The 25,693-nt window shown below is 41.7% G+C and carries 23 protein-coding genes and 3 tRNA genes; 15 read left to right on the forward strand and 11 right to left on the reverse strand.

What is annotated here, in order from left to right; translation table 11 throughout:
• Positions 1-28 precede the first annotated feature (28 nt).
• Both WG943_RS15325 and WG943_RS15330 read left to right on the forward strand, forming a co-directional pair.
• Positions 29-1,294 carry a pPIWI-associating nuclease domain-containing protein gene (locus tag WG943_RS15325; protein ID WP_340410344.1) on the forward strand — a complete coding sequence of 422 codons (1,266 nt, stop codon included), beginning with the start codon at positions 29-31 and terminating at the stop codon, positions 1,292-1,294.
• A 37-nt stretch (positions 1,295-1,331) separates the two neighbouring features.
• Positions 1,332-2,198, forward strand: coding sequence for a phospholipase D-like domain-containing protein (locus tag WG943_RS15330; RefSeq protein WP_340410345.1), 867 nt, complete (start codon positions 1,332-1,334; stop codon positions 2,196-2,198).
• 65 nt (positions 2,199-2,263) lie between these two features.
• Here WG943_RS15330 and WG943_RS15335 read toward each other — a convergent pair whose 3' ends face one another.
• On the reverse strand, positions 2,264-2,494 hold the full coding sequence (locus tag WG943_RS15335) for a hypothetical protein (protein ID WP_340410346.1): 231 nt from the start codon (positions 2,492-2,494) through the stop codon (positions 2,264-2,266).
• Positions 2,495-2,862: 368 nt separating this feature from the next.
• On the opposite strand from WG943_RS15335, the gene WG943_RS15340 reads away from it, so the two are divergent.
• The 3 genes from WG943_RS15340 (at position 2,863) to WG943_RS15350 (ending at position 5,670) form a co-directional block, all read left to right on the forward strand.
• Positions 2,863-4,416 carry a hypothetical protein gene (locus WG943_RS15340; protein WP_340410347.1) on the forward strand — a complete coding sequence of 518 codons (1,554 nt, stop codon included), beginning with the start codon at positions 2,863-2,865 and terminating at the stop codon, positions 4,414-4,416.
• Between the two features lie 125 nt (positions 4,417-4,541).
• A complete protein-coding gene (locus tag WG943_RS15345) occupies positions 4,542-4,958 on the forward strand; it encodes a hypothetical protein (protein ID WP_340410348.1) in 417 nt (138 codons plus the stop codon).
• Positions 4,959-5,226: 268 nt separating this feature from the next.
• A complete protein-coding gene (locus WG943_RS15350; protein ID WP_340410349.1) occupies positions 5,227-5,670 on the forward strand; it encodes a hypothetical protein in 444 nt (147 codons plus the stop codon).
• A 593-nt stretch (positions 5,671-6,263) separates the two neighbouring features.
• Here the strand turns inward: WG943_RS15350 and WG943_RS15355 are convergent.
• Positions 6,264-6,890, reverse strand: a complete 627-nt coding sequence (locus tag WG943_RS15355) for a hypothetical protein (protein WP_340410351.1) — start codon at positions 6,888-6,890, stop codon at positions 6,264-6,266.
• Between the two features lie 200 nt (positions 6,891-7,090).
• Here WG943_RS15355 and WG943_RS15360 point away from each other — a divergent pair, with 200 nt between their 5' ends.
• Positions 7,091-7,750 (forward strand): SOS response-associated peptidase, encoded by a 660-nt coding sequence (locus WG943_RS15360; RefSeq protein ID WP_340410352.1) that lies wholly within the window; start codon positions 7,091-7,093, stop codon positions 7,748-7,750.
• 232 nt (positions 7,751-7,982) lie between these two features.
• Here WG943_RS15360 and WG943_RS15365 read toward each other — a convergent pair whose 3' ends face one another.
• Entirely contained in the window at positions 7,983-8,912 is a 930-nt protein-coding gene (locus WG943_RS15365; RefSeq protein ID WP_340410353.1) for a hypothetical protein, read from the reverse strand.
• A gap of 253 nt (positions 8,913-9,165) precedes the next feature.
• Here WG943_RS15365 and WG943_RS15370 point away from each other — a divergent pair, with 253 nt between their 5' ends.
• Positions 9,166-9,630: a LexA family protein gene (locus WG943_RS15370; protein ID WP_340410354.1), complete on the forward strand. Its 465-nt coding sequence runs from the start codon at positions 9,166-9,168 to the stop codon at positions 9,628-9,630.
• A complete protein-coding gene (locus WG943_RS15375; protein ID WP_340410355.1) occupies positions 9,627-10,901 on the forward strand; it encodes a Y-family DNA polymerase in 1,275 nt (424 codons plus the stop codon). Before WG943_RS15370 ends, WG943_RS15375 begins: the two co-directional genes overlap by 4 nt.
• A gap of 287 nt (positions 10,902-11,188) precedes the next feature.
• Here WG943_RS15375 and WG943_RS15380 read toward each other — a convergent pair.
• Both WG943_RS15380 and WG943_RS15385 read right to left on the reverse strand, forming a co-directional pair.
• Positions 11,189-11,261 (reverse strand) — tRNA-Lys (locus tag WG943_RS15380).
• A gap of 147 nt (positions 11,262-11,408) precedes the next feature.
• A tRNA-Lys gene (locus WG943_RS15385) sits at positions 11,409-11,481 on the reverse strand.
• 69 nt (positions 11,482-11,550) lie between these two features.
• On the opposite strand from WG943_RS15385, the gene WG943_RS15390 reads away from it, so the two are divergent.
• Entirely contained in the window at positions 11,551-12,288 is a 738-nt protein-coding gene (locus WG943_RS15390; RefSeq protein ID WP_340410356.1) for an SH3 domain-containing protein, read from the forward strand.
• Between the two features lie 83 nt (positions 12,289-12,371).
• Here WG943_RS15390 and WG943_RS15395 read toward each other — a convergent pair whose 3' ends face one another.
• A complete protein-coding gene (locus tag WG943_RS15395; protein ID WP_340410357.1) occupies positions 12,372-13,181 on the reverse strand; it encodes an SDR family oxidoreductase in 810 nt (269 codons plus the stop codon).
• 439 nt (positions 13,182-13,620) lie between these two features.
• Here WG943_RS15395 and rlmD point away from each other — a divergent pair, with 439 nt between their 5' ends.
• Both rlmD and WG943_RS15405 read left to right on the forward strand, forming a co-directional pair.
• Positions 13,621-14,973, forward strand: a complete 1,353-nt coding sequence (gene rlmD, locus WG943_RS15400; protein WP_340410495.1) for a 23S rRNA (uracil(1939)-C(5))-methyltransferase RlmD — start codon at positions 13,621-13,623, stop codon at positions 14,971-14,973.
• Positions 14,974-14,979: 6 nt separating this feature from the next.
• Positions 14,980-15,348: a hypothetical protein gene (locus WG943_RS15405; RefSeq protein WP_340410358.1), complete on the forward strand. Its 369-nt coding sequence runs from the start codon at positions 14,980-14,982 to the stop codon at positions 15,346-15,348.
• Positions 15,349-15,552: 204 nt separating this feature from the next.
• On the opposite strand, the gene thiL is transcribed toward WG943_RS15405, so the two are convergent.
• From thiL to WG943_RS15425, 4 genes are all read right to left on the reverse strand, one after another.
• Positions 15,553-16,578: a thiamine-phosphate kinase gene (gene thiL / locus WG943_RS15410; RefSeq protein ID WP_340410359.1), complete on the reverse strand. Its 1,026-nt coding sequence runs from the start codon at positions 16,576-16,578 to the stop codon at positions 15,553-15,555.
• Between the two features lie 97 nt (positions 16,579-16,675).
• On the reverse strand, positions 16,676-18,796 hold the full coding sequence (locus WG943_RS15415; RefSeq protein WP_340410361.1) for a ComEC/Rec2 family competence protein: 2,121 nt from the start codon (positions 18,794-18,796) through the stop codon (positions 16,676-16,678).
• Positions 18,796-19,224: a GNAT family N-acetyltransferase gene (locus tag WG943_RS15420; RefSeq protein WP_340410362.1), complete on the reverse strand. Its 429-nt coding sequence runs from the start codon at positions 19,222-19,224 to the stop codon at positions 18,796-18,798. Before WG943_RS15420 ends, WG943_RS15415 begins: the two co-directional genes overlap by 1 nt.
• A gap of 119 nt (positions 19,225-19,343) precedes the next feature.
• Complete coding sequence (locus WG943_RS15425) at positions 19,344-20,381, reverse strand: PhoH family protein (RefSeq protein ID WP_340410363.1); 1,038 nt, start codon at positions 20,379-20,381, stop codon at positions 19,344-19,346.
• A gap of 96 nt (positions 20,382-20,477) precedes the next feature.
• Here WG943_RS15425 and WG943_RS15430 point away from each other — a divergent pair, with 96 nt between their 5' ends.
• The 4 genes from WG943_RS15430 to WG943_RS15445 all read left to right on the forward strand — a co-directional run bounded on the left by WG943_RS15430 (position 20,478) and on the right by WG943_RS15445 (position 22,539).
• Positions 20,478-21,254 (forward strand): SAM hydrolase/SAM-dependent halogenase family protein, encoded by a 777-nt coding sequence (locus WG943_RS15430; protein WP_340410364.1) that lies wholly within the window; start codon positions 20,478-20,480, stop codon positions 21,252-21,254.
• Positions 21,255-21,411: 157 nt separating this feature from the next.
• The gene (locus WG943_RS15435) at positions 21,412-21,702 is read left to right on the forward strand and encodes a putative quinol monooxygenase (protein WP_340410366.1); all 291 of its coding nucleotides are present in this window, start codon (positions 21,412-21,414) and stop codon (positions 21,700-21,702) included.
• 196 nt (positions 21,703-21,898) lie between these two features.
• Complete coding sequence (hscB, locus tag WG943_RS15440) at positions 21,899-22,432, forward strand: Fe-S protein assembly co-chaperone HscB (RefSeq protein ID WP_340410368.1); 534 nt, start codon at positions 21,899-21,901, stop codon at positions 22,430-22,432.
• Between the two features lie 23 nt (positions 22,433-22,455).
• A tRNA-Leu gene (locus WG943_RS15445) sits at positions 22,456-22,539 on the forward strand.
• A gap of 349 nt (positions 22,540-22,888) precedes the next feature.
• On the opposite strand, the gene WG943_RS15450 is transcribed toward WG943_RS15445, so the two are convergent.
• Positions 22,889-25,630, reverse strand: coding sequence for an MBG domain-containing protein (locus WG943_RS15450; protein WP_340410369.1), 2,742 nt, complete (start codon positions 25,628-25,630; stop codon positions 22,889-22,891).
• Positions 25,631-25,693 lie beyond the last annotated feature (63 nt).

Here is a 25,693-nt window from a genome sequence, read left to right on the forward strand (position 1 = left end):
TTTGTTAAAAGATAGATAGCCATAGGAAATGGGAGAAAATAACAGAGACAACTCTGAGGACAGCCGCAATAACGAAGAAAGGTACAAACCTATTATTGATTTAATTACAGGTATAAATAGTAAAGCATCCGTTTTTGCAGCTCAATCTGCTATGATGAAAAATGGCATGTTAAGTTCTTCTGTAAATCAGTATTTAAAAGGTATAAGCGACCAATATTCAGCTATCTCAAGCATCTATCAGAAACTGCCAGATGTAGCCAAAATATCCTTTGAATCTCCTATATTAAAAGCTACTCGGGATGCCAATAAGTCTATTGCAGCAATTACAGGACATACTTTAGCTCCACAGTTAGCAAAGGCTATAACAGAACAGGCTAAAATATCAAACGGGCTTCAGAAATCATTAGCAATAACAATGAGCCCTGTTAGTGCTGGTTTGCAATTAGACAAAAGCATCAAAACACTTACTGCTTTCCAAGGCATAGATAAATCTATAATTGCACAATTTGCAATTTCAGCAAACATCGGTAAGATTACTGAATACGCTTTACATGCAGAAAGAAATTTTTCAGGCTTAAATTGGGGTAGTCTTGGTCAAAGTTTAGGATTAAACCAAATTGAGAAAGGGCTACTGAGCACATCCTTAGTTGAATACACCACCCAATTTTCAAAGCTTTGTCATTCATTTCAATCTAATCCAAGCTCGTTGGTTGGGCTTAACTCTACTTTAGCTCGGATTCCATCTATTGAGTTTTATAATACATCTAATGTTGTTGAGAAAATTACGATAGATAGGGAAGACGAAGTTGAAGAAGAAATCTTAATTAATGATATTCTTATAGAAAGTGAAGAAACTCTGCATTCACTTCTACCTAAATTAGACCCTGAATTAGTACGCTTATGGATAGGTGCTAATCAAGCTTTAAATTCAAATAACATAGATAAGACCAGGCACTTTATAACATCTCTTAGGGAATTATTCACTCATGTTTTCCATTTACTTGCACCTGATGCAGAGGTCAAGAAGTGGTCAACTAAGCCAGATGATTTTCACAATGGTAATCCAACAAGAAGGGCTCGTTTGCTTTATATAACTCGGGAAATAAATAACGAGGTATTTAATGACTTTTTGTCAATAGACATACAGTCAACACTGAAACTCATTGAATTATTCAATAGGGGAACTCATGGTGTTGTGTCAAAACTGTCGGAGAAACAGTTAGTTGCTATTAAATGCAAAGCCGAATCAACACTTAAATATTTACTGCAAATACACTATGCTGATTGTTTATAATATTTTGCTTTACAAACAGCAGTAATTTAATAGTAAGATGAAGATATTACAGCCACACAAGATTAGTACCGAGATTCTTGACCTGATTTATGATGCCAAGCAGTACCTTATAATTGTATCACCATATGTTAATTTCAAGTATTGGGAGCGAATTGCCAGTGAATTGGTCAACGCTAAGAATCGTGGTGTAAGGATTGATTTCTTTGTCAGGAATGAGCCTGAGAACTCGGCAAGTTGGGAGCAGGTGGAAAGTTTAGGTATCACCCCACGACTGGTAAATAACTTGCATGCTAAGTTCTATTTCAACGAGAAAAACGGTGTAATATCTTCCATGAACCTGCTGTCCAGTTCAAACAGCAACTCGATTGAAATTGGCTGTAAACTGGAAACCAATGAAGAACTGGAAGAACTGAAAAGGTTTGTAAAAGACTTTATTACTTCAAATGAGGTTAAAGAGAGACCAAGTGATATAGATTTATTTATAAGCAAAGAGAAGTTTTCTATTGTATTAGAAGAGTATATCTATAAGTCAATAGATGAAAAGGTAGATGTTGAATACAGAAATGGCATCATCAACATCTACGCTTGTTCCAATACCTTTATTCTTGAAATAGATAAAGTCAAAAACTTTGCTGCCGTATCTGGAATCATCTCACAAGAAGAAGCAAACAGATTTAAGTCCCAGTCGTCTAAATATCTCAAATCTGGGTATTTTGATTACGAATTGATAAAAGGTGATAAGAACCACTATAATACGATTGATGCTCAAAGTAAAACACGCCTTTCAACTACATATTGGGATAGCCTACGTGTGACCGAGAAGAAGACATTAATTGTAGAAGTAGGGGAGTTTATTAAAGCTGTTCGTGATTTTAAGATACCAACTAAGGTATTTAAATCCTAAACAGGTATCTGATATAGCCGAAACAAAATAAGGAGACAGAGGGGATAAAAAGCATTTATTCCCCACTATTCTTCATCATCTTCTGCTTCTTCAGCTTCTCTTAGTCTGTCAAATTCTATACCTTTCTTTTCTAAATCTCTAAGTCTTTTACAGGTATTTAGCCAATCTTGTTTACTTTGAGCGTTAGGTAAGAACATCAGCATATTAAAATCATCTATTTCAAAATCGGTAAGCTTAAAAGGCTTTTTCTCAGGAAACATTTCATAGCTGTCGCTTCCATATCCATTGTCGTTCATACACATATATTGTTCTTTTCTTTTTATATATCAGAACGATAACATTACATGTATGCTGCTTCTAAAGCCTATACATCTACTTCCATTTTATACAAGTTAATGATATATAATATACTACTATTAATACTTAGTAATAGGTGATTACTGTATACTAAAAAGACAATTAGTGTAAGGACATAAGAGAGTAATATAACTCTATCTAACTCTTATTAATCTTAAAGATTACAACTTTATATTATTCCATAAATAACTAAAAGAAAGATTTATTTGAGATAAATAACTTAAATAAATTAAACTTTTATTCTTTTTGAAATAAAAGAAATAGATAGTCATTAAACATGATTATCATAAAAATGGATAGTTAAATAGTGAATAATAATGAGATAGATTTCTATATACCAACTAATTTAAACATAAGGGAAATACTCAAAAAAGAAGGAAAAGGAAAGCGTTACATCGACTGCCAAATAGATAAGTATCACTGGTTTATCAGTTCTATCTATTTAAGGAGCATAACAGATAAGAGATATGAATCTGGCGATTTCCTGCCAATGAACTATCAGGTAATGGAAGATAACTTAGGTATACGTTACATTGACGATATTAAAAGAATACTTTCAGAAAATGGCATTATTGAAAACGATGGTGATTTTACAGTAGGTGTTAAAAGTATAGGTTATAGATTAACACCACAGTATCAGGTCAAGCATGATAGAATCTTGTACGATAGCGATTCCACCTTCATCAAAAAACTAAGGCTGGCTATACCTCTAAAAATAGCTGCTATGGATGATATTACCAGGTACACCTATCATCAGCTTAATGAAATAGGCATCCATCGTGAAGCAGCAGAGCAGTATGTTGATGACTGGTATCAACAGAACTCTTTAGTTAAAAATCCAACCCTATTAAAGAAGCTAAATAAGAGCAATAAGAAGCGAAGGGAAAAGGAGAAAATAGCAACGGCTAAAGGTCAGCAAGTAAAGTCAATACAGCTTACATACCAGCAAATGCTTGAAAAGAAGCGTGACAGCTACCTGTATCAGATACGAGCGATTGATGAAAAGCTTTGGCTACCTAACCGAGATAATAAGGGTCGAAGGGTTCATACATATCTAAGTAATTTATGGTCTGAGTTACGTCAGTTTTTATTTATCAAGTCTAAACCGAATACTCAGCTTGTATCACTGGATTGCAGTAATTCACAACCATACACACTGGCTAAGATTATTTTAGAATATTTTGATGGTATTATAGATTCAACTACTCCTACCGATGTAGTACGCTATATTGACCTTGTTACCACAGGTAAGTTGTATTCGTTCATGTGCCAGGAGTTAAGTATAACTGACCTTGATGAAATAGCAGATTTTAAGGTCAACATGTTTTCACGTGTGTTCTACTGCGAAAACCATAAAAGCTTTTTCAGCAAGGAAGCTAAAGTATTTCTTAAGTTCTTTCCAACGGTTTATCAGATAGTCATGCAGGAAAAGAAATACCAATACAATCAGCTTAGCATTAAGATGCAGCGTGTAGAAAGCGAAGCCATATTAGATATAGCTTTAACTAATTTAAAAGTAAAATATGGAATGGCAGTATGGTTTGGTAGCATCCATGATTCGATTCTGTGTGAGAAAGGGTTTGAAGATGAAGTTCGCCAGGTAATGATAGATGCCTATACACAGGTACTTGGAATAGCACCGCATATAAAGGTAGCAGAGAATATAAATGTGGTAAAAGATATAGACGTAGCAGTTCAGGCAAACTTACCTGATACAACGCCATTAGCAGAGTTACAGCAACGTTTTGAAGCACAGTTTAAATCAACACCTTATAAAGAGTTAATTGCTCATAAAGAGCCTGAAATTGATTACAGGATAAGGAAGCGAAGAGAAGCTATAGAGCGTGGAATAGAGTGGTAGTATAGCTAAACTTTTTACGGTCTAATAGATTTAAGCATGAGTTAAATTTATCATAACAGCTATTTTTCATCTTATATATAAGGTATCAGCAGTTAAACGCTGAAAAATTAACTGATAGATATAAGATGAAAAATGATAAGAGAATACAGCAAATATTGGGTGCCAAGCTATATAACGGCTTAGGCATTACCTTAAAAGAAGAAGCTGAAAGACTATTGCCCCTTATTAAAAGATTGAGTTGGTATAATGAATATACAGAAGAACTTATAGACCCTAATTTAATCAGTTACTACTTTTTAGAACACACACCAGGCAGCGTGTTCTTCTGCGTAATGAAGCAAAATGGTCAAGAAGTGGACTATTCTTTACTTGAAACTTATCCTGAGATAGATGAAGTAAATTATAAATTATTTGTGGAAGAATATGTGTTACATTTTAATGCGACCTGTCTGCACTCCAATGGGAAAAATGATGATGTAGACCTGGATTTAGTCGTAAATCTTAGAGATTATAAGCTATCAAATCTGATGGATGATTTATAAATGTTTATGTGCTTATTCTCGGTGCAATGAAATAAGTAGCATTAATATTTAAATTCATATCCATACATCTGCATGCTACACAAAGAAAGCATTATGTGTGCCACTACAATAGTTAGTGTTACTCTCTTTAAATAATTAGAAGTGTTGATATGCAGTGTAAAACTGCTTCTATCATAGCCTAAAAATTAAATCTAAAAGTTTAAAACTTTAGTCTGATTCTGTGTACAATAAACATAACATATTAATGTACAAAACGAGAATATAACAGATGGAAACTTGGAATGAACAACAGCAAAGATTAGGTGCTGTAATAAACAATAATTTAGGCATTACCCTGAAACAGCAGGCAGAATGGCTGCTACCTGTGATAAAGAAACTGGAGTGGTATAATGATATAACAGAAGAATTAGTTGACCCTAACTTAATTGGCTATTACTTTACTGAGGATATGAGGGATAGCCAGTTCTATGGGGAATACGATGAAGCATTAAAATTCTGTGTTATGAAAGGTAACACGCAAGAAGTTGATTTCGACCTTATAGTAGCTGTTGCTGAAATAGATGAAGAAAGCTATGAAGTACACATATGTGGCTATGACATAGATATTAATCTGGAGTATATACCTTGGATAGATAAAAGTTCTGATGCTGTATTGGATATAGCAGTACCAATTCGAGGTTATAAAATAGCTAAGCTTCTGGAAGGTTTTTAGTTTATTGTAGTCCTAATATGATGATAAATAACCTATTAGTGTTGATGCTTTCTTGCTACATTAGGGTCTTTGGAAAGGAACGTCAGCTAATTAATATAAAACTCAATCTGAAAGCTATAAATGGGCAATATAATAATGGCAGTGTGTAGTAACTGTAGTTTAGAATCAGATACAATCTATCAAGGTATTGGCTTTAGATTCTATGAGAATGGTATCCGAAATGAACCTGCCTATTGCGATGCATGTGGAGTAGTAGTTGGAAGGGATATAAGTAAAAACTATTGTAAATGTCCTAAGTGCCGAAAGAAGGTCAAGTTCTACAAAGAAGATGTAGAAGAAAGCGAGACCGAAAAACAGTTTTTACCACCAAGCGACTACCTGCAAGAAAAGGAGTATTGGCATTGTCCACGATGCAAACATGTAGCATTACAGTTTCAGAGTATGGGCATATGGGATTAGTATAGCTATACGTTTAGGCTAATACCTACTGATTTAATAGTACTGTGATTTAGTTGTTAAAATAAATTCATCTAATATTCTGAATTAGTCATTAGGTTTTTAGTAGGTTGGAAATAAGAGAGAATCGTTACAAATTAATAGTAGGGTTCGAACGGTAGAGTAAGAGGTAGTTGACTTATATCGATAATGCCAATTTTAGTTAGTTCATTATAAGAAAGTGAAGACTTAGAATTTCTTGTTGCTTGAACAATCAACCAATCACTATTAGCATCTTTACCTTTAAAAAATATTTTAATTTCTGTTTTAAACTTCTCTGAATACATATAGTGGCACGAGTCAAAATCCTCACGTTCTCTGTGCCCAAAAGCGGATTCAATGCATTCATATTTCAATTCATTGAAGGATACCAGCACGTGTACGCATTCATTTTTATCAATTGGTTCGATTGCTACCATAAACTCCTTTGTTCTGTTAGCAACCTTATTACAATCGCAATAATAGTACAGCCATTCAAAAGGTATATAATATGTACTCCCATCAACCCTAAAATTATACTCATTTTTCATCTCGAATTTCAGGTGTCTTTCCAGTCTTTGTTTTTTTTCACCACTAAATACCCAATTTTTGACCAGTACGGTTATTTCAACTTCATCAGAATCATAGTTAAATATTGGTGCTGTTGTTGGCAAATCACCAAAAAAGAATCGTGATTTAGTAAGTGCATATGTAATCAACTGTTCTATATGCTTTTGTTTGGGCATTATGATGTGATTAGTGAATAATATTTAAGTGTGATAAGGGAGCTAAGCTTAGAAAATGACCATCAAAATTAAAATTAATGGCTATTTACATAATGATGATTTATTCCGTAAACAAGGTAAAGAAATTTAATTCAATACATATACAAGCATTATAAAAAGAGCAAGAGCCGTAATTGCTTCTACTAATCATATAATTTAATATGTGTGGCAGATACTCAGTAACTCCAAAACCGAAGGGTAATTCCCGCATTGCAAAGCTTCTTGAAAAGAACCTGAAAGATGCACATTATAACTCTGCACCAAGCCAGTCATTACCTGTGGTTACACAGGATAAACCAGATGTAGTTCAGTTTTTCTCATGGGGGTTACAGCCGTTTTGGGCAAAAGATGCCAAATCGGTGAAGCGTTCCATAAATGCTCGTGCAGAAACACTAACTGAAAAGCCATCATTCCGAACCTTGTTAAAAACAAAACGTTGTTTGGTGCCTGCTAATAGCTTTTTCGAATGGGAAGTAACTTCATCGGGTAAAGTGCCACATAGGATTCTGCTAAAGAATGAAGAACTGTTCAGTTTTGCGGGTCTTTTCGATGAATGGGTAGATAAAAGTACAGGTGAAGTACTTCATACATACACCATCATTACAACAGAAGCCAATAATTTGGTAAAGCCAATCCATGACCGCATGCCTGTTATTCTATCGCCAGATGCAGAAGAACTATGGTTAGATGATAATGAATCACAGGATGATTTATTATCGCTTTTGAAGCCCTATGACGCATCCAAGATGAAAGAATATCCAGTTTCACCATTGGTTAACTCACCGATTAATAATGTACCTGAAGTGCTTAATTCGCTATAAATTAGTATAGAACAAGATGATTAAGGTTATTGAAATACTATTCTATGTGATATGTGGTGCTGCATTCCTGTGGGTTGCTTTCTTCTATATGACACCTGAAAAGATTGAAGAAGAACATAGGAAAATGAAGGAACGTGAGAAAGAAGATAGAGAGTTATTATAGTGCTAAGCTTTCAATTTTGCTTTGAAAGTATCATCTAAAATGAAGCAGAAGGTTTATCTCATATTTAATTTAAGTTGGTTGTTGTTGCTCGGCTAAGTCGTATAATTGTTTAAAATCTCCAGCATTAACGTGATAGAAATTTAGGGTTTGTGGAAAAAAATACTTTTTATCGTTTTCTTTTATAAAATTTAAGAAACCATTGTAATTATGTCTTAACCAGGGTGATAAACCAATGCTTTTTATTTGATTGCGAGTACAGAATTTTAATATCTGCTCAAAGGTATAATTCTTTAAGATTTCAGCCTTAGGAGCAACATTTTTCAGGTTTTTAGCTTCAATTGGGGAGCAACGAACAAAAAGAGAATCCAATACATCATAATCTTCCCAAATATTCTTCCGCTGAACCGTTATTTTTCTACTACCATGTTTGAATGAAACTGGCTCACTTGCTTTTTTCTTTACTTTCCACACGCAGAACTCTTTACCATATTTATAGTAATCAGAAAACATATGTGGGTTGATGTAGTCAGCATCATGTTCGTCTAACAATGTCGCTTCCTGAGGCAGGTTGAAGTATTTCTTCCATTTTCTTTGCCCGTAATATTCTGGACAGGCGATATGAATATATTCATCATGCATAATGGGCAAGATGTTAGTCAAACTCCAGTTTGATTGCACAGCGAAAAAGCCGCCACCTTCTGCGAGACCCTCGTTTATACAACAGATAGCAGAAAATTTTACACTAATGGATTTAAATAGAGCTGTAGCTTGAACCGAGTCAAGTCCTATACAGATTATCTTACCGTTAATGGAAACAGTTTCTTTGAAAGACTTATCGACTAAAACAACATTATCATAAGGTAAACCTTCATATCCTTCTCGGATTCTTTTACCTGACGCAAAGTATATCAGATTATTTTTATCCTTCAATTGCTGTCTTAATAAATTCTTTATTGGGGTTATTACAGAGTTTGGCAATTGCAAGGATAGTTGATGCATTCAGAATGGGTTTAGTTAGAAATAGATTTTGCTTCCATAAAGTTACCCAAAAATATCTTAAAAAGCTAATATTTATTGACTTAACATGCTCTTCCTGAGTTACATGCAAACCCTAAAAGTTAACCATAATAATCTGTAATCATGTTTTTCAACAAATCCTGTGAATAAATAAAGCTAAAGTATTTAGTTTATATAATACTTGTTTACGTATGTTTGCTAATATTATTAGTATAAATCTATAAGCGTTGGCAGTATGTGTAGTGCAAAAGTCATCCCCATTAATTCTCAACTGTTAGAGCATCTTGCCTTTGATTACATTGACAAGATAGAGATACCTTTCTTTTCGGCTTTTATATCAGCAGGCTTTCCAAGCCCAGCAGACGACTACTTAGAAGACAAGATTGATATAGGTAAATATCTCATTCAAAATCCTACATCAACCTTTATGATGCGTGTGAAAGGTAATTCTATGGTCGATGCTAACATCCATGAAGGAGATGTATTGGTCATTGATAAATCCTTAAAGGCAACGGATGGCATGCCAGTAGTGTGCTTTTTAGATGGGGAGTTTACAGTAAAGACCTTTAAGAAGATAGGTGATAAAGCTTATTTGATGCCTGCAAATGCTGCCTATAAGCCCATAGAGGTTACAGAAGAGATGGATATGCGTGTGTGGGGTGTAGTGGTTTGGATTCTCCATAGACCAGTAAAGCAATGACTACTCTGTTTGCCTTATGTGACTGTAATAACTTCTATGCAAGCTGTGAGCGTGTATTCAATCCTGCTTTAAATGGTAAGCCAGTAGTCGTGCTAAGTAACAATGATGGCTGTGTAATAGCCCGAAGTAACGAAGCGAAAGCCTTAGGCATACCTATGGGGGAGCCATACTTCAAAATCAGAAATCTGGTAGAAAATGGGCATGTGAGAGCTTTCTCTTCTAACTATGTGCTGTATGGTGATATGTCAGACAGGGTGATGCAGACACTTTCAATATTCACGCCCAATGTAGAAGTATACTCCATTGATGAATGCTTTCTTGATTTAGGTGATTTTTATGACATTGACCTGTTCTCTTATGCATGGGAGATTAAACGAACCGTGCAGCAGTGGACTGGTATTCCTGTCAGCTTAGGTGTTGCACCTACCAAGGCACTTTCTAAGGTGGCAAACAAGCTTGCTAAGAAGTCTAAGAAAGCAAATGGTGTACTGGTACTAACTGACCCATACCACATCAAAAAAGCATTGGAAGCCACCAAAGTGGAAGATGTATGGGGAATCGGTGGGCAGTATGCCAAGTTTCTAAAGAAGCGTAATATCAACACTGCTCTTGATTTTTCAAGCCTCTCAGAAAATTGGGTTAAGCAAAATATGACTATCGTTGGGGTACGTCTTTTAAAAGAACTGCAAGGCAAATCGTGCCTGGAACTGGAAGAAGTGGCACCACCCAAGAAGGGCATCTGCACGTCCAGAAGCTTCGGAAAAAAAGTGAATACTTATGATGAATTACTGGAAGCTACCGCATCCTATGCCGCTAAGTGTGCCAAAAAGCTACGCCAACAAAAAAGCTGTGCTAACCTGGTAACTGTGTTTGTGACAACAAACCGCTATTCTGAAAACGACAGTCAGTACTCCAATAGCAAAACCATTTGTATGCCTGTTGCTACCAACTCTGATATGGAGCTAATCCATTACGCCAGTATCGCTCTGAAAGAAATTTATCGAGATGGTTATTGGTATAAGAAGTCTGGTGTCATAGTAACCGAGATAGTACCTGAAAATCGAATACAGCTTGACCTATTGGATACAGTTGATAGAAACAAACATGCTAAGCTGATGCAGGTAGTGGATGGTCTTACTGATAGGTTTGGTAGAAGTAAGGTTAGAGTGGCTACACAGGGAGTTGATAATTCATGGCAGCTTAAAAGCGACTTTAAGTCACCTTGTTATACTACTCGGATAAGCGATTTACAGTCGGTTTATGTGAGATAATTCACCTGCCTGAGCAAGTTTAGTGAATGTTAGTGAAAGTTAGTGAATGGGCAATTGTATGGATGTCATCATTTAAATCATTATATTAATAGGGATACGAACCACCTTTCACTTAAAAAGTTCTTTTATAAATATACTGACACGCTCAAAAACAGTATTCACTAAAAGTGCAGATATTTTCACTAACAAACTATGTAACTGTTAGTGAATTTAGAGATAAAGCAAATAAAAAAGGCTGTCTACATTGCGTAAACAGCCTTTTTTGATTTCACTCGTTTTGAGTGGTGTGATCCCGCTGGGATTCGAACCCAGGACCCATACATTAAAAGTGTATTGCTCTACCAGCTGAGCTACAGAATCAGTACTAATTTTTTCCCGTTGTTTGGGAGGGCAAAATTAAAAGCTTTATTTTAAACTGCAAAATAAATTTTCAGGTTTTGCTATTCTCCTTTACAAAGGCAGAAAGAAAAAGCCTTTCTGGTCAGAAAGGCTTAAGCTCCCATTTTGTGATCCCGCTGGGATTCGAACCCAGGACCCATACATTAAAAGTGTATTGCTCTACCAGCTGAGCTACGGAATCTTTTAGTAACTTGCATTCTCAAGGACGTTTCCCTGAATTGCGATGCAAAAGTAACAACCATCTGTTTAAATGCAAAATCTTTGGTTCAAAATATCAGCGTTTCTTATACTTTTTTTAACGCTTTTCTCTAAACCAGCTTATTCTCAGGCAGATAATTCTAACCTTATCAAGGCAGATTCTTTGTTTCAGAAACAGCATTATTCAGATGCTTTAGGTTTATACGAGCATATACTGCAAAACGAGCAGGCTTACTCGCCACAAATGCTGCTAAAAATGGCCTACATTAAAGAAGGCCTGCGCGACTATACTGGCGCCATGTACTACCTGCACATGTTCTATACAAAAGAGCCAAGCCGCTCTACGCTCAGAAAGATGGAGGAGCTGGCGCAGGCGCACCGTTTGCAAGGCTACGAGTACAACGACCTGCAGTTCTTTAAAACACAGTTTAACAAGTACTACATGCGTATACTGGAGCTTATGCTGCTGGCTGCTGTAGTTACCGTTACCATTATGTTCTTTAGCTGGCGCAGAGGGCACCGATTTACAAACACCTTTAAAGTAGGCTTTACGCTGTACCTGCTGTTTATACTTTACTACATCAACTTCCTCAGCCTCGGCGATGCCGGCATCATCAAAAACAACAATGTAGCCATTATGTCGGCTCCGTCGGCAGGTGGCTCGTGGTTGGCAACAGCCTCTCAAGGCCATAAAGTACCTATTACAGGCGAGCAGGATATCTGGTACGAGATAAGATGGAAAGGTTCTAAGGCATATATCCGCAAAAGCAATCTGCTGGAGCTGCCGTAGCTGTTTTAACAAAAGATATAAAGGACAAAAGACTGTGCTATATCAATCTTTTGTCCTTTGTCAAAAAGTCTTTAACCAATAATTTACTTCTTCAGCGGCGAATCCTTCTCTTTCGCCATTACATTATACACCAGCTTATCCGCTAAGCTCGGAAATAGCTTGTTTACCCACACCGCCATTTTGCCTTGTGCGGTCATCACCAAATCACGTTTGCGTTTTTTAGTAGCTATCAGAATACGATCTGCTACTTCCTCGGCACTCATCATCTTCTGTTCTTCGCGTGGTGTTTCGCCCTGCTGCTGGCCGTCTGCTGCTAAAGCTGTGTTACGTATGTTAGATGCTGTAAAGCCTGGGCAGGCAAGCAGCACATGCACGCCAGAGTATAGCAGTTCGGTACGGAGCGTTTCCAGGAAGCCGTGCATAGCAAACTTAGATGCCGAGTAACCTGTGCGGGCAGGTAAGCCTCTGTAGCCGGCAATAGAGGAAATACCAATGATAGAACCTTTGGCAGACTTGATATATGGCAGCGCATACTTGGTACTATACACAGTGCCCCAAAAGTTTATATCCATCACCTGGCGCAGTACATTCAGGTCAAGGTCTTCAAACAGAGCACGCATCGAAATACCGGCATTGTTGATCAGAATGTCGAGTTTGCCATACTTTGTAACAGTCTCATGCACCATGCGCTCGCAATCAGCCTCTATACTTACATCAGCCTTTATTGCCAGGTTATCAATGCCAGCTGCGGCCAACGCTGCGGCTGTTTCGTCTAAGCCAGCCTGCTTACGCCCTGAAAAAGCAATCTTAGCCCCTTCCCTACCAAACGCAAAAGCCAATGCCTTGCCAATGCCTGATGTACCGCCTGTAATTAGAACTACTTTATCTCTCATTTATACTTGTATCTCGGGTGTTTCCAATTACAAAGATAAAGTTTATTGTTGATTGATATTTGCGGATTGTTTGTACTTCTGGCACAAGTCTAAAGTGAAGCGTGAATTGTGACTTGACAAGGGCTTCAGAAAAAGGATAAACTACAAAGACCTCGCGGTGTCTTTACGACCCGCGAGCGTCTGGTGTAAGCTACGAAGCAACAATCCTGCACTGGCAACAGCCTTTCCAAATCAGACGCTCGCAGGACCTCCGGACGCTGCGAGGTCTTTATCATTAATATAAGAAACGAGACGCATAATGTTACTTCTTTACATTTCAGAAATCGAACAACGAGCAACCAATAACGAAACCTACCTCAGATTTTCGTACTTTTGCACCATCGTGAGAAATAAGTATAAAAAGAAATTACCGATACTCGAAAATATTAGAATCGAGGACATGGTAGCCGAGGGCAAATGCCTGGCGCGCCACGACAACATGGTTATTTTTGTGGGCGGCGTAGCTCCCGGCGACGTGGTAGACCTGCGCGTTACCCGCAAAAAGAAAAGCTTTATGGAGGCTGTTCCTGTGGCCTTCAGGGAGTATTCTGAGTTACGCGTACAACCATTTTGCGAGCATTTTGGTGTTTGCGGCGGCTGCAAGTGGCAACATATTAGCTACGATACACAGCTGCACTACAAGCAAAAGCAGGTAAAGGACAACCTGGAGCGCATCGGCAAAGTTGCCCTGCCCGAGTTCGACCCTATACTTGGCTCCGAGAAAACCCGCTATTACCGAAACAAACTGGAGTATACCTTCTCCAACACCAGCTGGCTTACCAACGAGCAGATCCAGTCTGGGCAGGACTTTGACCGCGATGCACTGGGCTTCCATATTCCGGGCCGTTTCGACAAGATTCTCGACATAAAGCATTGCTACCTGCAGCCAGACCCGTCGAACGCGATTCGCCTGGAGGTAAGAAAGTATGCAAAAGAGCATGATCTGCCGTTTTTCGACATTGTGAAGCAGGTAGGCTATATGCGTAACCTGATCATCCGTACAGCCAACACTGGCGAGCTGATGGTGATCGTGCAGGTGTTTGAGGACAGACCGGAGGAAATGGCTGCGCTGATGGAACACCTAGCTAATACCTTCCCAGAAATTACTTCGCTGCAGTATGTGGTAAACTCAAAAGGAAACGAAACTTACCACGACCTTGAGGTGGTTTGCTACAAAGGCCTACCGTATATCCACGAAGAAATGGAAGGCATCAAGTTCAGAGTAGGACCAAAGTCTTTCTACCAAACCAACGCCGACCAGGCCTATGAGCTATACAGACTTACCCGCGAACTGGCAGCCCTTACAGGCAACGAACTGGTATACGACCTATACACCGGAGCGGGTACCATTGCCAACTTTGTGGCAAAGCAAGCTCGCGAGGTTATCGGAATTGAGTATGTGCCAAGCGCCATCGAAGACGCCAAGATCAACTCACAAATCAACGATATCACCAACACTACTTTTTATGCCGGTGATATGAAAGACATACTTTCGGATGAGCTGATAGAACGACACGGTAGACCGGATGTGGTGATAACAGATCCGCCGCGTGCAGGTATGCACCAGGATGTGGTGGAGAAGCTGCTGCAAGTGCACCCGAACCGTATTGTGTATGTAAGCTGTAACCCGGCCACGCAAGCCCGCGATCTGGAGCTGCTTTCGGCAAAGTATGATGTAACACGCGTGCAGCCAGTGGATATGTTCCCGCAGACGCACCACGTAGAAAATATAGTATTATTAACTGCTAAATAAACCACAATGGAAAACGATCCGGAATTAAACGGCAAATATCTTGGCTCTATCTCCAAAGATTTTGTGGTAGTAGCCGAAACATTAAAAGAAGCATCTTACCAGGTGCGTAAGCGTAAGATTTCAGAGTATCCTATTTTTGTTTTTAGCCGCACCCAAGTGCCGGTTGGCTCTATTTTCCTGGCAAAGGAAGAAGTAGCGCTGGATTGGCACATTAATGCTTCGTACCTGGAAGACTTCGTGCAGCGCCAGCTCGTAATGCCAGAGAAGGTTGAAGAATTTAAGGCTGCCTACAAAGACCCTGATGAATTCTGCTGCCTGTTCGTAGCAGACGGTGATTTCCAAAGCTTTGTGTACATACCTTTTCCGGAGGATTGATTTTTGCTTGGCAATCGATTTTGTGAGAATGGATAAAAGACTTGCCAGATAACGATTAACCCACCCCTCCCAATAGGGGAATCATACTTAGATTGAAGATATCCCAAGATTTAACCAACCATACGAAGATAAAACAGAACAGGCAGCTTCTACAGCTGCCTGTTCTGTTAATACACATTAGGCTCTTATCCTTTGTCTACAAAACTAAAAATGGCTCCAGCCCTGCGCTTTTAATGGATACTCATTGCCATGCTTCGTGGCCAGGTTTATACCTTCGCTTTCTTCTGTAATCACACCGATAATCGTAATATCAGGATGGTTCTTGAGTTTATCATGATCAGCTAACGGAACTGTAAACAGCAATTCGTAGTCTTCGCCGCCATTCATGATGCAGGTTAAAGGATCGATGTTGAACTCAAGTGCCGTCTGTAGCATTTGCTGATCGGCTGGCAGATTGTCTTTGTAAACCCTGGCACCCACTCCAGACTGCTTGCAAATGTGGAACAACTCAGAAGCCAATCCGTCCGAAATATCAATCATAGAAGAAGGTTTTATACCGCGTTCTTTTAGGTCGTACACCACATCCATGCGCGCCTCTGGCCTTAACTGACGGCCAACAATGTACTGCTTACTTTCCAGCTCCGGCTGCATGTCAGGGTTTTCCAAAAATGCCTGCTTCTCACGTTCCAGAATCTGAAGGCCCATATAGGCTGCACCCAGATCGCCGGTAACACAAATCAGGTCATTTACCTTGGCGCCGCTGCGAAGTACAGCCTCACCCTTGGCTACCTCTCCTATGGCAGTTACGCTAATAACCAAACCAGCATGAGATGAGGTAGTATCGCCACCTACCAGATCTACTTTATAATTCTCGCAAGCCAGTCGGATGCCCTCATATAATTCTTCCACAGCCTCTACAGTATAACGTGCTCCTAGAGCAATGTTTACCGTTATCTGCGTAGGTTTAGCGTTCATTGCCGCAATATCTGACACGTTTACCGCTACCGCTTTATAACCCAGATGTTTTAACGGACAGAAAGTAAGGTCGAAGTGCACGCCTTCTAACAACATATCACTTGACACTACAATCTGCTTCTCTCCTGGTTCCAGAACAGCCGCATCATCGCCAATTCCTTTTATAGTTGATTCATTTTGCAGTTCAATCTTTTCGTTAATCAGCCTGATTAAACCGAACTCGCCTACTTCGCTTAATGGGGTATATTCGCTCATTGTTTTCTCGTTTTGGAGATGCAAAGGTACAGAAAAGGGTTTGTTTGTGCTAAAGTGGTTGAGGTGAGGTTTTAATTATGGATGGTTAAATCACCTGTCACTTCTCCCCTACCACAAAGGCACCACCCTCCATCACATCATGAAAGGTAATTCCAGCAGCAGCTAACTCTTTGCGCATCCGTTCGCGGTACCAGGAGCTGTTGGAGCCGTCAAGTATAACTTTATCAAAAGTATATCTCTGCAACTCTTCCGGCTTTACACGCACGTTGCGTCGCAGCAGTATATAATTTATTTTAAAGCTGCCGGTAGGCTGCACCTGCAGCGGAACTGAATGTATAAGCCAGCGTTTGCCGTTTACCAGCAGTAGCTGATTTCCGTCGGGTAACACCGCAGAAGTAGCATCGTTGTTTATACTTTGCTCTAGTGATACAAATTGAGGTTCCTGCACACCCTGTTGCCAAAGGTGCGGCTGCACATTAAAAGTATAATTTCCTTGGTTTTGCATGAGCGCAGAATCGGCTATTATTATAGCCTGTTGCCCATTTAGGATTGCCATACCTGTACTGCCTCGCAGGCTATAAACCGCCTGCATACTTTGCTCGCGCTGCTGTACCGTTTCCAAAATTTCCTGCACCGAAAGTATAGCTGCAATGCCCGTGGCTACACTTAAATAGCGTAGCTTCTTCAGCGCCATAAAAAGTATAAAAGCCAGCAGGAACAAGTATAAAAGTATGGTTTGAAAGAGCGTGATATCGATGCCGTTGATGATTGCCTGCGGCAGTTGCTGCACCCATAGATTAAACTCGTTCATGCACCAGATAATCGCAAAGTGTATTTTAAACAGCAGCCAACTCAGGCCAGGCACCCAACTAAATGCAAGTGCCGCTACTCCCGACCAAAGTACAAAAGTTGCCAGCGGCACTACCACCAGGTTAGCCAGCCAGAAGTATACTGGAAACTGATGGAAATAAAACAGGCCAAGCGGAAATGTAGCCAGCTGAGCAGCTAAAGCTACTGTAAATAAAGCCCATACTTTGTCAAGCAGCCAGTTATTTATCTCCAGCAATTTATAGAACCTAGGCTGCAGGTAAACAATGCCTAGCACTGCTATAAACGATAGCTGAAAGCCTACATCCAGTAAATTATAAGGGTTAATAAACAGCAGCACCAATGCCGCCACAGAAACAGTATTGTAGATATTCGTATTCCTGCCCAACGCCATACCTACAGTTACTAAGCTGAACATAAGCACCGCACGCAGCACCGACGGCGAAAGCCCGGTGATAAAAGCATAGAGCCAAAGTATAACCAAAGTGAGTATGGCACTTAAAATACGCTGCTGCACGTTTCGGTTAAACTTAGACAGCAACAGCATCAGCACCGAAAAAATTAATCCCACATGCAAGCCCGAAACCGCCAGTACGTGCATGGTGCCGGTTTGAGAATAGGCATTCCGAATGTTATTATCCAGTTCATCTTTCACGCCAAGTATAAGCGCTGACGATATGCCATACTCCCGCTGCTGGTCCAGCCTCTGCTGTAGTAAGTTATCGAATTGGCGGCGCAGCTGTATACTGAAGTTTAAAACAGCTGAACCCGGTTCATTTTGCAGCTTCTGGAATTGAAAAGTTTGTAAATAATGCTGATAGTAGATGTTCTTGTTAGCGAGATATTGCTTGTAATCAAACTGAGCAGGATTAAGGGGTGGTGCAACTGCCTGAGGTGCTCCTTTTATCAGAAGTCGATCTCCGTAAGCTAGTTCATACTGCTGCTCCGAATCATGGGGTACAGAGAGCTGCACTTTACCCTTCGCTGGCTGCCATTGCCCCTTTACCTTTACCTTTACCTGCTCTACCTGAAGCACCGTACTTTGATAGCCAGGCTTTTGTACTATATAATCTTCTACCACACCTACATAATGCGTGGGGGCATCTACTGCGTTAACTAAGTGCTGAGATTGGTGTGATTGTGTACGATAATGAGCTGTAAATAAGCCAGCGGCAAAAAAACTTAGCAGACCAAGTATACCAGCAATGTTGGTGGCAAAAGCAGATTTATACTTTTTAGAAAGTATGGCCGCAGCTGAAAAGGCTACAAAGAAAAAAGCAAGCAGCTCAAACGTATACCTCAGCTCCCTGCCCGAAATAATGTAAAGCAATATGCCCGCTATAAAGCACAGCGTGATGCGCACAAAAGGATATGGCGCCCACCGCAGCATCAGCCTTTAAAAACCATTTTATAGTGGTTGATATCGCACTCGCTGAACATCTCCCCTTCTGTTACAAAACCGTGCTGCAGGTAAAAGTTAACGGCAGGCAACTGTGCGTTCAGGTAGATCTTTTTGTCTGGGTGCGCGGCCAGTACATCATCTAATACAGCTTTTAGCACATGGGCACCAATTTTCTTGTTCCGGTACGCCTGTAGCACAGCAAAACGCTCTAATTTTATTCCCTCTGCTGTTTCGCGCCAGCGGGCAGCGCCGCACGGTACGCCATCATACATAGCCAGGTAGTGCCTGGCAGTTTCCTCGTATTGGTCGCACTCTGCCTCGCGCGGCACGTTCTGCTCTAGTACAAACACCTGCTCCCGCACACGATGTGCTGCTTTTAAGTCTTCACTATTATCAACTCGTTTCAGCGTGATCATGCTGTAAAGTATAAATTAAGGTAAACCGTTATAAAAAGTTAAGAGACGCAATGGCTTGCGTCTCTATAGTTACAAAGTTACGAATTGCAGAGATACAAAGTGTTTCCCTGCTTTTAGGGTTACTCAGCCTTCTGCTTTCTGCTATGCCCGTTTACTTTTACTGGCTCTCCGACTGCGCTGGCTTCAGCAGCTTCCTTGGCGGCACGGCGTTCGTCTTCCATCGCGCTATAGGCATTTACAATGTCCTTAACCAAACGGTGACGAACCACGTCCTCAGCCTTCATTTCCACGAAACCAATGCCTTTTACATCACGCAGCACGTTCATGGCCTCAAACAGGCCAGAGCGCTGTCCGCGCGGAAGGTCAATCTGAGAGCGGTCGCCGTTTACCATTACTTTGGCATTCGGTCCCATACGCGTCAGGAACATCTTCATCTGAGCTGGCGTGGTGTTTTGGGCCTCGTCCAGCAGCACAAATGCATGGTTTAGTGTGCGTCCACGCATGTAAGCCAGCGGCGCAATTTCAATAATCTTGTTGTCCTGGTAATACTTCAGCTTTTCCACCGGAATCATATCTTCCAGAGCATCGTAGATCGGACGTAAGTATGGGTCAACCTTTTCCTTCATATCGCCGGGCAGGAAACCAAGGCTTTCGCCGGCCTCTACCACAGGTCTGGAAATGATGATCTTTCTTACTTCCTTATTCTTGAGGGCACGTACTGCCATCGCCACCGAAATATACGTTTTACCCGTACCAGCCGGACCAAGTGCAAAAGTGAGGTCGTGCTTTTCAACAGCGTCCACCAGTTTTTGCTGGTTCGGAGTTTTGGCTTTGATAATGCCGCCCTTGCTGCCGTACACGATCACATCCGAAGAGGTAGCAATTACTTCTTCTTCTGTAAAAGGATCAGCAGAAAGGTATCTATTTACGCTGTTATGCGTAATCTTTCCGAACTTATGGTAATGGTCAATTAAAGATGCGAGTATTTCGTGAATTTTGGTGATTTCGGGCGTTTGCCCCTGAATTTTTATCTCGTTGCCTCTGGAAATAATCTTGCTGCTAGGAAAAGCTGCGGCCAGTTGCTTGATGTTCTGGTTCTCTGTTCCCAGAAAATCGATCAGAGAAATATTCTCTAGGGTTATTACTTTCTCTACCAAATGTTTATCCTAAATATAGTTAGTTGGGTATATTGCTATAATTTAACTAAATTACATATATATTAATACAAATTTACCTAAATTATAGTTCGTAGTATGGCTGTAATTACGTTTACATCTGACTTTGGGTACACTGACCACTATGTGGCTGCTGTAAAAGCTAAAATACTGTCCCAAAATCCTGACGCCACCATCGTGGACGTCTCGCATGGTATCGAGCCTTATAACATTGCGCAGGCCGAGTATGTTTTGGGCGCAGTCTTCCAGGATTTTCCGGAAGGTACTGTACATATAGTAGCCGTGAACACCCATGGTAGCAAACAGGGCAAATATCATGCAGCAAAGTATAAAGGCCACTATTTTTTAATGGCAGACAATGGCTTACTGTCGTTGATAACAGAAGGGAGCCCCGATAAAGTAGTAGAGCTGCATACCGATAATCCGCAAATGTCGTTTCCGGAGAAAGATTTGCTGGCTCCTGCCGCAGTATACCTGGCCAAAGAGGGCGACATGGACATACTTGGCGAGCAAACCACTAACTTTAAACAGCTGCTAAACCGCCAACTGCGCCTAAACGATCATTCCATCACAGGCCATATCATACACGTAGATCGTTACGGCAACCTTATCACAAACATAACCCGCGACAGCGTAGACACCATTGCCCATGGCAGAACTTATACAATACATTTTGGCAGAGAGACAATATGCCGCATACACCCCACCTTTAACCAAGTAGACGAAGGCGATTGCTGCTGTACTTATAACAGCTTAAACCAGCTTTGCATTGGTATAAACAAAGGCCATGCTGCTGAGTTGCTGGGCCTAGGTTTCGACTCTCAGGTAGATGTGCGTTTTTATCCCGGGGCTTGAGGACAATTGTGAAGGTGTAGACGAGTAAATTTATACTTTGGGCCTTACCAACTCTGGTTCTGCTCAGGATTTTTTACTTTTACACCTTAAACCGAGATCAAGAGTTAAGATGGTTAATTAATTCTTCGCTCAATTACTTATACACTCATACACAACTATGCTAATTCGCATCGTCCGGATGACGTTTCAGGAGGACAGAACAGCTGATTTCTTGGAGATATTCCGTAATTCTAAAGATAAAATCAGGGCTTTTGAGGGTTGCAACCATGTAGAGTTGCTGCAGGACCTGAACCACCCCAACATTTACAGCACTTACAGCCTTTGGGACTCTGAGGAGCACTTAAACAACTACCGCGACTCTGAACTGTTTGGGCAAGTATGGAAAGCGACCAAAGCACTTTTTGCCGATAAGCCACAGGCATGGTCAAATGTGCAGGTAAAAGTATAAAAAATCTATAGAGTTTGGGAGTTAAGTAATTCACTTATTTAAAATCAGCCTACATCCGTAACCATACGCTCGCAGGAACTGCGCACGCTGCGCGGCCTTAAGCACAAGGTTAAACAATCCTGACGCTTTTACTGTACCTTTGTTAAGTATGCTGCTCTTAGGGGCAGTTTGTTAACGAACACTTGAGCACAAATACATGAGCAACTACTTTGAGTTTTACGATATACCTGAAAGCTTTACACTTGACGAGAAGGTGCTGAAAGCTAAATACTACCAGCTAAGCCGCGAATACCACCCCGACTTTTATGCCAACGAACCACAGGAAAAGCAGGACGAAATTCTACAGCTAAGCACCCAAAACACCAACGCCTACCGTACCCTCTCCGACCCTGACCTGCGCATGCAATACATCCTAAAGGAGCATGGCCTTTTGGAGGAAGGTAAAAATGAATTACCTTCTGATTTCCTGATGGAAATGATGGAGCTGAACGAAGAACTGATGGAGCTGGAATTTGATTTTGACGCTGCCAAACTGCACGAAATTGGAGAAAAAAGCAGCGGCTTAGTGGCTACCATGGATGCCGACATTTTGCCGGTGCTACAGCGATATCCTGAGTTACACGGAGTTACCAAAGAAGAGGCCTTGCTGGAGGTAAAAACATATTATCTGAAGAAAAAATACCTGTTGCGTATTCAGGAAACTTTATCTAAGTTTGCAGCACGTTCCTGATACTCGATCAGGAGTTCAGTAATGCCTTGGTGGCGGAATTGGTAGACGCGCTGGTCTCAAACACCTGTGAGGTTACACTCGTGCCGGTTCGACTCCGGCCCAAGGTACAGCAACAACAAAACCCATTGATAATCAATGGGCTTTGTTGTTTATAGGTGGCAGGAATGGTGGCAAAAATCAATGTAAAAGCTCCTCTTTGCACACACAACTCTCCTCCTTCTAAAATCTTTTAATTAAGCTACAGCTTTAAAATTCACCACTTAGCTATTTATCAGCCTCTTTTTCTAATAACTAAGGCTGATTGGGACTCAGATATTAGTGTTGGAATAGTGCACCGCTACATGCTGCTTTATTAATAAATTATCTACCAAGCGGTATCTTACTTCAAACTACCTAGAAACAAAAAAGGCGCAGAATCACTTCTGCGCCTTTTTTGTAATTTGTAAGCTACTCTACTTATTGCTTGTGCACTTTAACCGTGCGAATAGAATTGCCATCTGTGATGCGCACCATGTATAGGCCGGAGGTATGCTTAGTCATATCTAGCTCCTGCTTTCCGGTAGTGCTTACTTTCTGGCTGCTTAGCAGTCGGCCGCTGGCTGTGAATATCTCCACTAACATGCTATTTCCTGCCTTTACGTTATCAAGCTCCAGGTACACCATACCATCCTTGGTCGGGTTAGGGTAAAGCACAATGCTATTCAGTTCATCCGCCTTATCAGCGATGCCTGTCGGCGCCTGCACCGTGAGTGTGGCAGAAGCGGTACCAGTGTAATTAATATCACTGATAGTTGCCACAACAGCATAATTACCTCTGGCCGCAGGCGCTGTAGTCGACCCGTCATAGGTGATAACCACACCCAAGCCCTCTGGCGTGGTAGTGGCCGTAACAATTTTAGGCTGACCGTCCTCTGGCTGCTCCAGGTTTGAGAGCTCTATTGTAGCCGAGGCTTTGGTAACTGTTAATATGCCTGACTGGTAAGTAAAGCTGTAGTTGTCGTCACTACCGCCCGCCACTAAAATAGTGTACTCCCCAGCGTTGCTCTCAGCTATGGCAGTGGTGGTCGCGACAGGAGCCGCGTCCAGTTCCTGAACCGTTTCGCTACCTGTAAATCCGGTGATGGTAAAGGTAAGCGCCGGATTCTCCTCCCCATATATACGGGATTTGTTGTCGGCTACCACCACAAGCGCTTTCTTGGCAACTGTGAAGGTGCGCACTATGTTGGCAGCAGTTTCGAAGCAGTCGTTGCCGGCCTGGGCAGCTGTCACAGTCACCTGGCCTGCGCCGGTGATGGTTAGAACGTTTCCGTTCAGCGTGGCAGGTCCCTCAACGATATAGGTTACAGGAACACCTGAGGTCGCTGTGCCTGACAGCGTGATAGCCGCATTGCCGTAGGTAGCGTCTGCGAGCTCGGCAAACGTAATTTCCTGTGTTGCTTTTTCCACGGTTACGGTAGCCGTAGCGGTAGCCATATTGCCGTTGTTATCGGTTACGGTCAGCGTAACAATTTTGTCACCGGCATCGGCACAGGTAAAGGTGGTCTTGCTAAGCGCCAATGACCTGATGCCGCAGGCATCAGAGCTGCCGTTATCAATATCTTCAGGGGTAATCGTAGCCTCTCCGTCTGCGTTCAACCTAACAGTAAAGTTGCGTGCATTTACGGTTGGTAGCTCATTATCCGTAACAGTCACATTAAAGCTGATGGAAGCGGTGTTCCCAGCTGCATCCGTGGCTGTAAAGGTATTGACAGTAGTTCCCACTGGAAAGAAGGAGCCCGAGGCAAGACCTGCTGTCTGCGTGACGGTTGCTATGCAGTTGTCCGTGGCCTCAGGAACTGTAAACGTAACCACAGCTCCGCAGGCACCTGTGTCGCTGTTTCTGGAGATCGGCGCCTCAGCAGTAAACACCGGATTGGTCACGTCTTTCACCTCTACTTGCTGCGTTTGGGTAGCGGTATTGCCGTTGCCGTCGTCATATGTCCAGGTAACGGTGTAGGTGCCTTGGACGGTGTAGGTCAGAGGGCCGTTTGTTGTGCCTGTCACAGTACCGGCATAATCGTCTGTGGCAGTTGGGGCTGTTAGCGTTACCGCACACTCTCCCCTCGCCACAGGCAGCTCAGCAACCGTCGGAACTGGCGCTTGCGTATCCTGTGGTTGCCCTACTGTTACACTCTCCGTTTTAGTACATCCGTTGTCGTCCGTGATGGTTACCGTGTATGTACCGGCCGTCAAACCTGTTATACTCGGGGTACCGTCGCCTTGGGGAGCGCCCGGAACCCAGTCGTAGGTGTAACCACCTGCCCCACCAGACGCCGTAACACTTGCCGTTCCGTCCGCTGCACCGGGCTTAGTTGCATCCGTTTTGGAAGCAACTGCGCTGAGGGCGCTTGGCTCTGTAATGGTCACCTCGGCAGTTGCAGTACGATTCTGTATATCTGTCACGGTAACCGTGTAAGTGCCTGCAGCCAGCCCTGTGGCTTCAGCCTCCGTACCACCTGCCGGGGACCAGCTGTAGGTATAAGGCGCGGTGCCGCCAGAGGCTGTTACGGTAGCGGAGCCGTTGCTGCCGCCGTTACAACTTACATTTGTTTGAGTTGTGCTAATGGTAATCGGTGCATAGTCAATGGACGGCAAGGGGCCGGAGTAATTGACTTGATCCAGCCTGAAATAGTATTTCCCACCTACAGCCGCCGAAGTTGGTTTGATAACCCACTCAAACTCCTTCACAATCGTCTCATTGTTAAATGTTAGCATACCTGCTGCTGTGGAGCTGTTAATGACCTCACCTGCTCTAAAGCTTTCCCCGGCAGATGTGGCCAGCTGCCGTGTCGTAGCTGTACCGCTGGGCACATGGGCACCCGCTGCCAGAACAAAGTGCTCTCCTGCAGTGCTCGTAACCGGTATCCTGGTGAACGGCCCAGCAGGACTCGTTGCATAACTTATCGCGTTACTTATTGAAACCGGCCAATTATCTTGGGGATGATTGGCGTCGGCCTGTGAATTTAGTTTGATTCGCAGCCGGAGTGTTTCATCTGCCGAGTTCACTTTGATTTCCTGATTCTCGCTGCCTTTCCAGGTGGCGGAGGTTTCGGATCCATCGTCGTTTCGCCAGCGCCAGCTGCTTTGCGTCAGCGTGGGGGATGCTACCGCATCAAAGAGCAGACAGCTGAAGAAAAAAAACAGTAAAAGTTTTTTCATTTTAAATTGGTTTATGGTTGGAAAAATTAAGTTTCTGATTCGGTTACTCCGTATTTTTTAGAA

This window comes from Pontibacter sp. H249 (genome assembly GCF_037892465.1).
Lineage (GTDB): Bacteria > Bacteroidota > Bacteroidia > Cytophagales > Hymenobacteraceae > Pontibacter.